At 29.4% G+C, this 14,548-nt stretch carries 10 protein-coding genes; 8 read left to right on the top strand and 2 right to left on the bottom strand.

Annotation, left to right across the window (positions count from 1 at the left end; genetic code table 11):
* Nucleotides 1-17: 17 nt before the first annotated feature.
* A complete protein-coding gene (locus tag L0U72_RS10425; RefSeq protein WP_233885728.1) occupies nucleotides 18-560 on the bottom strand; it encodes an LEA type 2 family protein in 543 nt (180 codons plus the stop codon).
* Nucleotides 561-670: 110 nt separating this feature from the next.
* Here L0U72_RS10425 and prmC point away from each other — a divergent pair, with 110 nt between their 5' ends.
* Both prmC and L0U72_RS10415 read left to right on the top strand, forming a co-directional pair.
* Nucleotides 671-1,552: a peptide chain release factor N(5)-glutamine methyltransferase gene (gene prmC / locus L0U72_RS10420; protein WP_233899107.1), complete on the top strand. Its 882-nt coding sequence runs from the start codon at nucleotides 671-673 to the stop codon at nucleotides 1,550-1,552.
* Between the two features lie 40 nt (nucleotides 1,553-1,592).
* Nucleotides 1,593-2,084 (top strand): DIP1984 family protein, encoded by a 492-nt coding sequence (locus tag L0U72_RS10415; protein WP_233899105.1) that lies wholly within the window; start codon nucleotides 1,593-1,595, stop codon nucleotides 2,082-2,084.
* A gap of 312 nt (nucleotides 2,085-2,396) precedes the next feature.
* Here the strand turns inward: L0U72_RS10415 and L0U72_RS10410 are convergent, their stop codons facing one another.
* Nucleotides 2,397-3,323 (bottom strand): outer membrane beta-barrel protein, encoded by a 927-nt coding sequence (locus L0U72_RS10410; RefSeq protein ID WP_233899103.1) that lies wholly within the window; start codon nucleotides 3,321-3,323, stop codon nucleotides 2,397-2,399.
* Between the two features lie 160 nt (nucleotides 3,324-3,483).
* Here L0U72_RS10410 and L0U72_RS10405 point away from each other — a divergent pair, with 160 nt between their 5' ends.
* From L0U72_RS10405 to L0U72_RS10380, 6 genes are all read left to right on the top strand, one after another.
* The gene (locus tag L0U72_RS10405) at nucleotides 3,484-4,719 is read left to right on the top strand and encodes a THUMP-like domain-containing protein (protein ID WP_233899101.1); all 1,236 of its coding nucleotides are present in this window, start codon (nucleotides 3,484-3,486) and stop codon (nucleotides 4,717-4,719) included.
* A gap of 171 nt (nucleotides 4,720-4,890) precedes the next feature.
* On the top strand, nucleotides 4,891-5,757 hold the full coding sequence (gene fdhD, locus L0U72_RS10400; RefSeq protein ID WP_233899099.1) for a formate dehydrogenase accessory sulfurtransferase FdhD: 867 nt from the start codon (nucleotides 4,891-4,893) through the stop codon (nucleotides 5,755-5,757).
* Entirely contained in the window at nucleotides 5,750-8,071 is a 2,322-nt protein-coding gene (locus tag L0U72_RS10395; protein ID WP_233899097.1) for an FdhF/YdeP family oxidoreductase, read from the top strand. The genes fdhD and L0U72_RS10395 overlap by 8 nt, the downstream gene beginning before the upstream one ends.
* 20 nt (nucleotides 8,072-8,091) lie before the next feature.
* Nucleotides 8,092-8,862: a hypothetical protein gene (locus tag L0U72_RS10390; RefSeq protein WP_233899095.1), complete on the top strand. Its 771-nt coding sequence runs from the start codon at nucleotides 8,092-8,094 to the stop codon at nucleotides 8,860-8,862.
* A 115-nt stretch (nucleotides 8,863-8,977) separates the two neighbouring features.
* Nucleotides 8,978-10,567, top strand: coding sequence for a hypothetical protein (locus L0U72_RS10385; protein WP_233899093.1), 1,590 nt, complete (start codon nucleotides 8,978-8,980; stop codon nucleotides 10,565-10,567).
* A gap of 1,992 nt (nucleotides 10,568-12,559) precedes the next feature.
* Nucleotides 12,560-14,239 carry an RluA family pseudouridine synthase gene (locus tag L0U72_RS10380; RefSeq protein WP_233899092.1) on the top strand — a complete coding sequence of 560 codons (1,680 nt, stop codon included), beginning with the start codon at nucleotides 12,560-12,562 and terminating at the stop codon, nucleotides 14,237-14,239.
* Nucleotides 14,240-14,548: the final 309 nt, after the last annotated feature.

Here is a 14,548-nt window from a genome sequence, read left to right as displayed (position 1 = left end):
AAATTCTAAAAGTTAAGCTAAAATTTAAGTTGGATGCTTTCTGTTTTGTCGATAGCGTATTTTCGCGAAAATCCAAAAACTTTGTAGCGTAAATCGCCTTTAAACTGCACTTTTACGTTTTTATTGATAAATGAATTTAATAATCCGCCTAAAATTGCATTAATTTGATTATTGTTATGTTCCTGCTTATTTTCTTGTTGATTTTTGAACTTATGAAGTTCTTCAAAAATTCTTTTGGTAGGAATCTTCACATTCAAGGGAATTGAAAATTCTTTTTTTGCGGGAACTTTAAATTCTTCGGAAGAAACGGTTGCTATTTCGGTATCATTTACGAAAACTTTTATGGCATCAGTCGAAATTTTTCCACTGATATCATTCGGATTTTTAAAAAAAGCATTGGCATTTAATCGAATGGTATCCAAAGCGATAGAAGCTACTTTTATAGTATCTACTTTTAGAAAAATTGGTTTTTCTTGAATTGCACAACTTGTTGTTAAAAGCATCAATAAACTTGTGATTAAAACGAAATTTTTACGTTTAATATTGCTTTCTTTTTTCATGATTTTTATATTTATTTATACTTATTTTCAGTAATTTTGTGTTTTACAAAATTAAGTTAATTTTTTACTTTTTATTTACTTTTCACTTTTTCCTGTTTGTTTTTTAATTTATGAAATTACACCATTTTAAAACTGATTTTACAACGCAATTATCGGAAATTTATCCACAAACGGAAATTGACACTTTTTTCTTTTATTTGATGGAATCTTATTTGGATTTACAACGCATCGATTTGTTGATGCAACCTGATTTTAAAATATCCGAAGAAAAGCACGTTCTTTTAAAAGATGCGTTAAAAAGATTACAACATCAAGAACCGATTCAATATATTTTAGGAAACACCGAATTTTACGGATTTCCTTTTTTAGTGAATAAAAACACCTTAATTCCACGTCCTGAAACCGAAGAATTAGTCGAATGGATTTTAGATGAGGTTCAAAATTTAAAAACTGCGTCTTCTATTTCTGATTTTTCTATTTTAGAAATCGGAACTGGAACAGGTTGTATTCCGATTAGTTTGAAAAAGCATTTAGCTGATTTTGATATTTCTGCAATTGATGTTTCCGAAGAAGCTTTAAAAACTGCCCAAGAAAATGCTAAAATCAACAATGTTGAAATTCAATTTATAAAGCAGGATATTTTAAAAACGGATAATTTGAACTTTATCAATGCTAAAATAACTTTTGATATTATTGTTTCAAATCCGCCGTATGTTCGAGAATTAGAAAAAGCCGAAATCAACAAAAATGTATTGGAAAATGAACCGCATTTAGCTTTGTTTGTTACGGATGAAAATCCGCTTATTTTTTATGATAAAATTGCTGATTTGGCAAAAAAGCATCTTTCAAAAAATGGGATATTATTTTTTGAGATTAATCAATATTTAGGCAAAGAAACCATGGAAATGTTATCTGAAAAAGGGTTTAAAAACATCGAACTTAAAAAAGATTTTCAAGGAAATGATAGAATGATAAAAGCAAGTATCATTTAAAATTATTTATCAAAAAAAACAGGAAAAAATAGGAACGATAATGAACGATATCACCAAAAATACAGAAAACACCGCAATTCATAAAGAAATGAAACTTGCCGAAGGACTTTTATTAAGAGCCGATTTAATGAAAAAAATCGAGCAATTACAAAACAGAATTAGACCTGTATTAATTGTTTCTGGTGATAAACTTCCTCAAGAGAATCCGAATAAATTACTAGCACAATTGCGAAAAGCAATTCAAGATTTACAATTTTTAGTTATTCGGATTAATAAAACCAATAATCAAACATTAGTTGCTACACAAGGAACATTGATGGAAGCACTTGCCAAAAGAGATGCCTTAAAGATGTTGTCTGAAAAATTACGAAATATCAGATACGATGCACAAGTAAACAATAGTGGCGATGCGAATCTTAAAACAACTATCGACATTAAGAAATTACAAACAGAGATGGACGTTACCGCAAGAAATTTTAGAGAATTAGACAGTAAAATTCAAGAAACAAATTGGCTTACTATGTTAGCCTAATATTTAGGATGATTAGAGCGAGTGCCAACCCCTTTTTTTGAGTGTTTTTTTCGGGGTAAATTGAAGAAAACACGCACTACAGAAGCTACTTGGGTTGTAGCAAAGCGTACTTTTTAAGACCCAGTATTGCTTACTTTATACAAGTGTACTTTGTAAAATTTACTACCAGGCACTGACTAATCATCTTTTTTTAAATATTTTGATTGAGTTTAAAAACGTTTGAGAAACGAAAAAACGAGTAACTTTTTAGTTACTCGTTTTTTATAATAAACTTTTATACTCTTATCTTTTTTACTCTTTTACTTTTTTTGATTAGATTTTAGCTTCTGCTTCTTTCTTTTTACCATTTCCAAAAGTATAGGTAAATCCAAAATTTAATCCCCAAGAAGAATACGGAACTGTTTGCGATAATTCCTTTGTCGCTAAAGGATCTTGCGCTTGTGCTTCTTGTAACGTTAATGAATCTTCGTAATTAATTTTATCATTGATTAAAGGTAATAATTGTCCAAAACTTGCTTTTAATACTGGTTTTGCGTTTATCACTTGTAATAATTCTTCTCTAGTTTTACTAGCTCCTGCTAAAGTTGCTGAGAAATCACTAATTTCAGAAGTATTTCTAGTTACACTAATTCCTAAATATTCAACTTCTCCAAAAACTTGTAAGTTTTTCAAGATTTCATGTTTATATCCAATTGCTCCAATAAATCCGATAGGAAATCTTCCTTTAAATTCTCTGGTTAAATCGATATCTAAAGGGGCAGTTGCTCCTGCTGGTGCTAATGGATTTAATAAAGCTGCTGGTAAATCGGCTTTTATTTTCCCTACAACTTCTGTTTTACCAGCTATTTTGGTTAATGCTCCTGCACGTCCATAAAAATGTTCGGTGATGTTATACACGGTAGAAATTGACAATCCAAAAGCTCTACCTCTTGATTTTACATCTACAAAAGTTTGTCCAGGAATATCTACTAAGATTGATGTTTGATCTGCTCCGTGTAAATATCCGACTGCTGTTTCAATTCCCCATTTATCATTAAAAAAATATCCTCCACGAACTTGTGCGTGTGTACCTTCTCCATAACTACCATAGGTATTTTCAACACCACCAAGTGTTGTTTTAGTTCCCATTTTTGATTCTACTGCCGAAAAAGAATAACCACTACTTGCCGATACATAAAATTGTGCACTTGCAGAAAGTGATGCAAACGCAATAATTGCTGTTAAAAAAACTTTATTCATGTTTTTATATTTTAAGTTTATAGGTTATAAATTTAATAAATAAAAAATAATTCAAGGCTGTTTTTACTTTATTTACTTTAAAATAGTATAATTTTGTTTTTTTTGTAATTTTTATATAAAATTTAGCGTTAAAAAAATCAGTAAAAACAGTGAAAAAATAGTGAATAACAAGATATTACAAAAAGCATCGCAAAGTTTTATTGATGAAAATTTAAATTCTGATATCACAAAACTAATTTTAAAAGGAAGTCCATTTGATGGTATTACGATTCAAGAATTGTCGAATCAGATTATTGCCAAGCAAAAATCAAAAAATAAACTTCCTACTTGGTTTAAAACTTCGGATATTTATTATCCTGCTAAAATCAGTATTGAACAAACTTCTTCAGAAATAACAGCCAATTATAAGGCTACTTTACTTAACAATATTTTTGCTGATATCGGAACTGAAAACAAGCCCAAAAACAGTCCTAAATCGTTACTTGATATTACAGGTGGTTTTGGTGTTGATGCGTACTTTTTTTCCAAAATATTTACGCAGGTTATTCATGCAGAAATCAATGAAAATTTATCAGAAATAGTTGCTTATAATTATCAGAAATTGGGTGTTAAAAACATTCAAACAGTTGCGGTAAACGGATTGGATTATTTAAAAAATTCGACTCAAAAATTCGATTGTATTTATATTGATCCTTCTCGCAGAGATGAGGTAAAAGGAAAAGTTTTTTTATTGAAAGATTGCTTACCAAATGTGCCTGAAAATCTTGATTTTCTCTTTACAAAATCCCCTACTATTTTAATTAAAAATTCACCGATGCTAGATATTTCTGCCACCTTGAATTCATTAAAACATGTAAAGGAAATACACGTTATCGCTGTAAATAACGAGGTAAAAGAGCTGCTTTTTTTATTGCAAAAAAACACTAAATCAATAGTTGAGATACATACAGTTAACTTACTGAAAAACAAAGAACAAACACTATCATTTCCCTTAAATAAAAAAACTATAAAACCGTATATTAATCCGATTAATTTTTTATACGAACCAAATACGGCTATTTTAAAATCGGGCGGTTTTAATGAAGTTTCAAACAGTTACGAAGTTGGTAAAATAGCACAACATTCTCACCTTTATACTTCCGAAAAAATTGTTGAAAATTTCCCTGGAAGAACCTTTAAAATTGAGGCTATTTATCCGTATCAAAAAAAGAAAATAAAGCGTATTTTGAGTCTTTTAAAATTAGAAAAAGCAAATATCACGACACGTAATTTTCCCAAAACTGTAGCGCAAATTAGAACCGAAACAAAACTAAAAGACGGCGGTAATACCTACTTGTTTTTTACAACAAATAGTAAGGACGAACTACTGATAATTAACTGTTCTAAAATCGCCTAATTTTGCGCTGTTTTTTAAAGGTTTTTGATGATTTTTATTTTGATGATTCAGCGTTTTTTTTATTTTTTTGATAATGAAATAACGGAGCTGAAATCATCAAAAATTAAGGTAAAATATAGCTAAATAACGGCTTATTTATTTTAAAAAATTTTGAGTATATTTGTGTGATACATGGAAAAATTAAAGGAAAAATCAAGCGTTTATCAAGCTATAAAATTATCAGAAAATTCTTCTTTAGAAGTAGATGATTCTCTGGTTATCGAAGCACCACTTCAAATTAATATAAATAAGGAATCATATACCGTTGTAATGAGAACTCCTGGTGACGATAAGCATTTGATTAGAGGGCTTTTATACGCAGAAGATATTTATAAAAGTAGTGATGAATTAACTATAAATATCGAGGAAGAAAACAAGGATTTTTCCGCAATTTTAAACGTTCATATCCCTAAAGAAAAAATACGAAAAGGATACTTAAATAAACGAACACTTTTATCGGTTTCTTCTTGTGGAATTTGTGGAAAAAAAGAGTTAAAAGACTTAAAAACAACCGATAAACCACTTGATAACCATCATAAAAACAGTAATGAAAATTCTAAAAACACCACTTCTTTACATTATTCTAAATTAAATAAATTTATTGACATAACATTTGATATGTTCTTGAAAATGAATAATTTACAGGAATTATTTAAAGTAACAGGCGGTAGTCATGCGTGTGCGTTATTTAATGATGAAAAGAAACTTTTAACAATTAAAGAAGATATCGGCAGACACAACGCTGTTGATAAATGTATTGGTGATTTAATCCAGCAAAAAAATCTTAAAAAAGCAACTTACATGCTCGTTAGCGGACGTGTTTCTTATGAAATTGTTTCGAAGGCTTTTTTTGCGAAAATTCCGATTATTATCGCTGTTTCCGCCTGCTCTTCTTTGGCGGTTGACTTTGCAAAAGAATTCGGGATTTGCTTAATCGGTTTTAGTAGAAATAATAAAATGACCGTGTACGCAAATCCTCAATATATAAATTATGAATGATAAAAATAGTACTACAAAAATACACGCACAACCTCCTGAAAATCTAACAGGTATTGAGCTTATTGACGTACCAACAAAAGCCGTAGGTACAAAAGCAATAAAATCGGCATTGAGCCATGTTTTCTCTGAAACAGGCGTTGTCCGAGGGATTAGTTTACTTAAAAACATCAATCAATTAGATGGCTTTGATTGCCCTGGTTGTGCTTGGCCAGACCCTGATGAAAAAAGAGCTTTTTTAGCAGAATATTGTGAAAATGGTGCAAAAGCAGTCGCCGAAGAAGCGACCACTAATAGGGTTTCTCCCCTGTTTTTTGCGACACATTCCGTACAAGAAATGTCAGCATGGTCAGATTATAAAATTGGAAAAAGTGGACGAATTACACATCCAATGATTCTTAAAGAAGGAAGCGATAATTATGAAGAAATTTCTTGGGAAGATGCCTTTAAACTTATCGGAAATCAATTAAATAATTTGAAATCTCCTGATGAAGCCATTTTCTATACCTCAGGAAGAACAAGTAATGAAGCGGCTTTTTTATATCAATTATTTGTTCGAAAATTTGGAACAAATAACATGCCTGACTGCTCTAATATGTGTCATGAAAGTAGCGGTAGCGGACTTTCTGAAACTGTCGGAATTGGTAAAGGTTCCGTTACTTTAGATGATTTTAATCACGCAGATTTAGTACTTGTTATCGGGCAAAATCCAGGAACAAATCATCCGAGAATGCTAACTGCCCTACATCAAACTAAAAAAAATGGCGGTAAAATAATTACGGTTAATCCATTGCCAGAAGTCGGTTTGATGAATTATATCGACCCGCAAAACCCATTGAAATGGCTTGGCGATGGCGAAAAATTAACAGATCTTTTTCTTCAAGTAAAAATTAACGGAGACGTAGCTTTGCTTAAAATCATCTTAAAATTGATGAAAAAACAAGAAGAAGAAAAAGGAGGCGTTTTTAATCATCAATTTATAAAAGAAAAAACTGCTGGTTTAGAAGATTTTTTAGCCGATTTAGATACATATTCAATCCCCGAATTACTACCACAAACAGGTTTATCCCTAGAAATTATTCAAAAAGCAACGGATATGATTATCAATAATGATAAAATAATTATCTGTTGGGCAATGGGATTAACGCAACATAAAAATGCTGTTGATAATATTCGTGAAGTCGTAAATTTACTCCTTTTAAAAGGAAGTATCGGGAAAAAAGGTGCAGGAACTTGCCCTGTTCGAGGACATTCCAACGTGCAAGGAGATCGAACCATGGGAATTTGGGAAAAACCACAAGATAGCTTTTTAGATAGCTTGGAAAAAGAATTTCAATTCAAAGCACCACGAAAACACGGATACGATGTTGTAGCTTCTATCGAGGCGATGCACGAGAAAAAAGCACGCATTTTTGTAGGAATGGGTGGGAATTTTATCTCCGCAACTCCTGATACCGAATTTACCGCCAAAGCATTGGAAAACTGTGATTTAACAGTTCAAGTATCAACAAAATTAAACAGAAGTCATTTAATTCACGGAAAACAAGCCCTGATTTTACCTTGTTTAGGACGCTCAGAAAAAGATACACAAAAATCTGGAGACCAATTCGTTACCGTAGAAAATTCAATGGGTGTTGTGCATCAGTCAAACGGACATTTAAACCCTTCTTCGGAATACTTATTGAGCGAACCCGCCATTGTTGCTGGTATCGCAAAAGCAACTTTGAAAAATACCAATATCGATTGGAAAGCACTCATCGAAAATTACGATTTAATTCGTGATAAAATTGAAGCAACAATCCCTGGTTTTGAAAATTATAATCAAAAAGTGCGTAAAAAAGGAGGCTTTTATCTGCCAAACAACGCAAGAGATAATAATTTTAGCCCAACAGCAACAGGAAAAGCCAATTTTACCACAAATTTACCTTCGGATATTACGCTAAATGAAAATCATTTTATGATGATGACCATTCGTACACACGACCAATACAATACCACTATTTACGGTTTAAATGACCGTTATAGAGGAATTTTAAACGAACGAAGAGTTGTCTTTATGAATCCTGAAGATATGGAAAAACAAGGATTGAAAAAATTAGATAAAGTCGATTTAACAAGCCATTTTCAAGGAGAAAAAAGACACGCAATAGGATTTTTAGTGATTCCTTATAGTATTCCAAAACAATGTACTGCCACTTATTTTCCAGAAACAAATGTGTTAGTTCCTATTAAAAGTAAAGCCAAAGGTAGTCATACACCTACTTCTAAAACAGTGATTATCAGTATAAAAAAACAAGAAATAATAACATCATCATAAATAATAAAAAATAATAAAATATGTCAATAGAAGAAGATAAAAATAGAATCGAAAGGTTGCAAAACGATTTAAATCAAGCAAATTTAAAAAGACAAGAATCTGAAAATGAACTAAATAGGACTCGTAAAAATCTAAAAGAATTTCAACTAAAAAGACAAGATGTTGAAGAAAAATTAATAAAAGCTCAAGAAGAATTAGCCGAAATTCAAGAAGAAAAAGAGGAATCAGGAGACGATTTAACAGAAGTTCAGGAAAAATTAACCGAACTTAAAAGTAAATACAAAACAACGTCAATGGTTTTAGGAATATTATTAGGACTTTCACTTGGTGCTTGCTACTATTTTTACAACCTAAGTAATGAGTCTTCTTCTTTTACTGATGATAAAATTGCAATGATAAAAAGCACCGAAAATAGTCGTGTTTTAGACAGTATCGAAAGAGCAAATATCAGAGCTTTAAGAAATGGCGATGACACTGAGGACAACCAGAGAACTGGAATTAATTCAGAAAATTTAGATCAAACTATTGAGCAAGTAAGCACAAACACTGCTGGTGAAACTATTTATTCTGTTCAAATTGGTGTATTCCAAAAAAATAGATTCCCTTTATTATCAACGCAAACAATTCCTTCAATAGTTACTTCTGATAACGGTTATTTTAAATATTCTTTAGGTTTATTTACCACATTAAATGAAGCTAAAAAACTTAAAAAAGAATTGATTAAACTTGGAATTAGTGATGCTTTTGTAGCTTCTTATGTTGATGGAACACGTCAAAAAATTCACGATTAATCATGATAAATTCATGAATTTTATAAAAAATAAATAAAATAAAAATAATTTGATGTTATTGAAAATTTCAAAATGTTTTAGCTATTTTAAACGAACACTTGTAGTCTTTTTTGCTATGAGTGTTCATTTTTTTTACGCTCAAAACACGAACATAAGCACGAACAGGAATCAAGTAAATCAAGCAACAATTTATATAAAAAATCAAAAAATCCCCGAAAAAGAAACCCAAATAGGTTTTGGAGCTGTTGATTTTTTATCTATAAAAATGCCTAAAAACAAAGGAAAAGATGAAAAAAATATGGGATTCACAGGGATTCATTACAACCTAAAACTAAACGATTGGAGTTATGCTGGTCTTGGTATTTACGGAGCCGTAACGGGTATTCGTGGTGGTTTTTTTACCTTGGGAATCAATGCTGGAATTCAACAAAAAATCAGCAAAAATATGTTTGTTGATGCGGGAGTTCATCTTGGTGGTGGTGGCGGTGCATCAGCTCCAGATGGCGGTGGTGCCTTTATTTTACCACACTTAAATTTAGGATATAATTTCGGCTATTTCTCAACAACAGCAGGATATAGTTATGTTAATTTTTTTGACAAAGGAGCTATTAAAAATCATCAATTTAATGTTGCTATTCAAATACCGTTATCTTTTGAAACAGCTGATTTTAAACAACGAGAACGTATTTTTAATTTTGATGATTTTGAAAATCTAAAAAATACATCTTGGAACACGCTTAGTAATCGAATTTCTTTGTTAGTTCATTTGAATAATTTATCAGTAAAAAAAGGGAATTACAAAGGAAAAACAATGCGATTAGCTGGTTTTGAATTGAACTCTTATTTTAACAAAAATATGTTCTTTTTTGTAAAAGCTGATGGTGCATATCACGGAATTAAAGCGGGATATATGGATGTTTTTCTAGGTGCTGGATACCATATTTCAATGAATAAAAATCGCACAAATATTTTAGCTAAATTCGGTATTGGTGCTGGCGGCGGCGGCGGCGTAGAAACTAAAGGTGGGTTTTTAATATATCCTGATATCTCTATTGAACAAAAAGTATTCAACAATATGTATGTATCAGTCAATAAGGGATTTTTAATGAGTCCTGACGCTCATTTTTCAAGTAACACACTAGGTTTTGGATTAAAATATTATCTTGATAAAGATGGAATTACTCCTAGTTCTGCTGCTCCTGAAAAAAGCTTTTCATCAGCAAAATTAAAAGGATTGGAGGTTATTATAAAACAAGATTTATATCTAAATGCTTCAAGAATTGTTTCAACAAATAAGAATAAAAAAGATATTGAATTTGATAAAAATATGCATCAAATTTCGTTACAAATAAACTTATTTTTGAATAAATATATCTACGGAGCGGGTCAAACTTCGTTTGCTAATTTTGGTGATGCAGGTGCTTATGCCGAAGGAATTGTTGGTTTAGGAGTGCAATCGGCTCGTTTTTTAAACAATACAACATCGGTATTTGCACAAGTTCTAGCAGGTGCTGCTGGCGGTGGTGGAATTAGTACAGGAGAAGGTTTGATCGTAAAACCAAGTATCGGAATTAATCATAAATTAACCAATAAATTAAATGCAAGAGCTGGATTTGGCTACGTAAAAGCTCGTGGTGGAAATTTAAGTAATCCGTATTTAAATATTGGTATTAGTTACCGTTTCTCATTTTTAAACGTTGAGTAGTTTTCAATTTTAATTTACTTAAATATTTAGTTAGATTTAGTAAAAAAAGACTGTCAAAAATGACAGTCTTTTTTTTGGTTAAAACACTCTCTTTAGTTAGTTATTTAAGCTAGTTTAAAATATTGCTTCACTCCTATTTTAAATCTTATTTTATACTCTTATTTTTAGTTTTTTTGTTAGAGCCTGTTTAAATTTTATTCCAAAAATTTTTGTAACGTCAAAATAGGCATGACAAGGGGTTAAAACCCCTTGTTTTAAAAATAAAAATGCGTCAAACTGAATTTATTTCAGTTTCTCATCCTGATTTGCCACATTTTTTAGCTTTTTTTGTAATTTTCAGCTCCTTTTAACAAGGGGTTTTAACCCCTTGCCGTCATTTTTTGACACTATATTTTTTTCAGATGAAATTTAAACAGGCTCTTAGCTTATTATTTTAGAATCCACTAAGAGCCTGTTAAAATATTAAAAATAAACTGTTAGTTCTAGTGTTTTTTTTCTTCTAAAAAATTGTATCGAAGAACTTTTTAGCGTCAAAATTCACTAAATATAAAACTCAAATTCTCGAACAATTTTTAATTCCTTTTAATCATTAAATTAAAATCACTCACTCGAATTGACATCATCAAAAAAAAGCTAAAAATTACTACGGTAAATCAAGTTCAGGTTGTTGATATTATTTTGTAATTATAAAAATATTTATTATTTTGATAGACTTTGTCTTTTAAGAACAAGCAAAACTAATTATTGTTATGTTTTATTTTTGAATTTCAGATTGTAATAAAACTGGTAAGTAAATCAGACAGATAAACTGAAATAAATTCAGCATAACTTTTTTGAATCAGTAGTCAGTAGATGTTTATTAAGAAAGACTATTACATTTGTACATTAAAGTTAACAACAACGTTTGTTTACAATAGTAAACAATACAACCACAACATCAGAAAACACACTTATTAACAAATGTAATCTAACGTAAAATTACCTGTTGATTACGATTATATTATTTTAGTAATATTCTTAATTATTTACCAAGATTTATTAATAAACAACTGTAAAAACACACTCTTGCTCGTTAACTTTCTGACAAGTAAGTAAATTAGTATTTATATATCTTATTTTTATTATATTATTAGTTTTACGATTAAACTTAAAGTTAGTTTGAACTACATCTACATTACATAGCCCTCTACTACTCTAGCCTATTTAATTTGAGTAGTTAAGTAGAAAAAAGTTCTTATTGATACTGATATAATTCTTTATACCTCTCTGGCTAGTATTACATTTGTAATCTTCAATTATTCATAGTCGAAAATAGTTAGTTTACAATCGTCGTCATGATTGTTTTACATCTGTAATGAATCATAGTGTTCATAAAATAACATTCTGTATACTTATGTAACGTATACAATTGTATACTCCCTTCTTAAGAATTAAGAATCTATATTTTACCCTCACACCTCACCTATTCTGTAAATTATTAGCTATAAAAAAGTTATAAACTATTTAAAAAAGGGAATAACGACATTACCCTAAATCAGGATCAGGATCTAAAACTGAAATAAATATAAATTCAATTTCTTATTTTTCTGTTACAAATTTTTTAAATTAAATGAAATTTACTAAAACAGACTCTAAGAATAATATAAGTTTTACTCCTATCTAAAAAACATACATTTGTAATTAATTGTCTTACAATAATAGATTACTTGTTTACTGACTCAGCTATTTACAATAGTAATTAAACTAATTTTATACTAGTTGTAACTGTGTAACTCTTTTTTAGTTATATATGTATCGTATTAATTAATTACACTTACAGAGTATATTATTTAGTATACTTTTGTAAATTAATTTATCGATTAAAGATTATTCAATAATAATTTAAGAGTAAAAAAATAATGTTTATTTATATTTTATAAAGAAAATACTAAAGCTTACTGCTAAAAATATTCTTAAAAAAAGTATATTTTTGCTTAAAACAGTCACCCTATTTTGAAGAACACACATTTTCACTATTTTTCTAGTCCTATAAACAATATAAAACTTCCTAATAAATTTACATTTCCTTTTTATTATGAACCTCACCCACTCTGTAAATTAGCAACAAAAGAAGTTATCAATTATTTAAAAAATCAAACAGATTTTAATCATAACTTTGGGATAGACCCTTCAAAAAAAGGACTACCAATTGGAAAAATGTTTGGAGTTTTAGTGGTAGAAAATCAACAAAAAGAAATTGGATATATCACTGCAGTATCTGGAAAATTAGGAGAAACAAATACACATCTTAAATTTGTTCCACCAGTATATGATATGCTTGTTAAAGACTCCTACTATCTTCAAGAAAAAAATAATCTTATTAAATTTGATGGTAAACTTAAAAAATTAAAAGAAAATACCGAATATCAAAAATTAATAAACGTGTATAATTCAGAAAATGAAAAAGCAATTATCGATATTCATCAGAAAAAAGAAACCTTAAAAATTGCTAAAAATAATAGACGTTTAAAAAGAGAAAAAGCAATCGGAGAATTATCCGAAGAAGCGTATCTTATTTTAAAAAATACGCTTAGTAAAGAAAGTTTAGAGGCAAAACATTTTTTTAATAATGTAAATCGTTACTGGAAACACAGATTAAAACCTATAAAAGAGGAACTTTTAGTTTTTACCGATGAAATAAAATTATTAAAAGAAAAACATAAAGCAATGTCTATTGCTTTACAAGTGTATATTTCAGAACAATATCAATTTTTAAACATTAAAAAAGAAGCAAAAAATTTAAAAGAATTATTTTCAGAAACTTCTGTGCAAAATTTACCTGCTGGTTCAGGGGAATGTACTGCTCCTAAATTGTTGCAATATGCCTTTTTAAATGATTTAAAACCGATTGCAATGGCAGAATTTTGGTGGGGCAAATCACCTAATAAAGAAATTAGAAAGCATGAACAATTCTACCCTGCTTGCCAAGGGAAATGCAAGCCAATTTTAACGCATATGTTAAAAGGAATTGAAATGGATACAAATCCATTGTTAGAAAATCCAGCGATTGGAAAAGAATTAGAAACTATTTTTGAAGATGATCAATTGATTGTCATTTGTAAACCTGCTGATTTTCTCTCTGTTCCTGGTATTCATATTCAAGATTCTGTGTATACAAGAATTAAACAACAAGTTAAAAATATTTCAGGACCTATTATTGTGCATCGCTTAGATATGGCAACTTCTGGTTTATTAGTTTTAGCAAAAAATAAAGAGGCTCATAAAATTTTACAAAATCAATTTATAACTAAAACTGTTCAAAAAAAATATACCGCACTATTAGACGGAATTATAACAGAAAATTCAGGAACAATTACCCTCCCACTTCGTGTAGATTTAGAAGATAGACCCAGACAGTTAGTTTGTTATGAACATGGAAAAACTGCGAAAACAAATTGGGAAGTCGTAGAGCGTAAAAATGGAAAAACAAAAATTAGCTTCTACCCTATTTCAGGAAGAACTCATCAATTACGAGTACATGCAGCGCATAGTCTCGGGCTAAACACGCCTATTCTTGGAGATGATTTATATGGTAAAAAATCTGATAGATTATATTTACATTCTGATACATTATCATTTTATCACCCTATCACTAAAGAAAAAATGATTTTCTCAAAAAAAGCACCTTTTTAATACTTATAATTTATTTATAATTCATTTTTTTGACTTTTAATCAATATGTAAATTTAGAGACTTTTATGATTTTTTAATGCTATAGTGTATAAAAATAATTTTAATTGATTTAAAGATGTTTTTAATAATTCCTAATTTTAAAGTTATTTATTTCTTAAATTTAGAAAAAAATATTTTTTAGTCAAATCTGATATGAATCGGTGTAATTTATATAAGTTTTTGATGAAAATAATAATCATTTTTATTTTTAGATGACTTTTTTCATTTTTATAAACATGAATAATGCAATACTTTTATGAATTTTTAATA

This window comes from Tenacibaculum piscium (assembly GCF_021390755.1).
Lineage (GTDB): Bacteria > Bacteroidota > Bacteroidia > Flavobacteriales > Flavobacteriaceae > Polaribacter > Polaribacter piscius.
The sequence above is the reverse complement of the archived record's forward strand: the minus strand, read 5'-3'. Positions and strand labels throughout refer to the sequence as shown.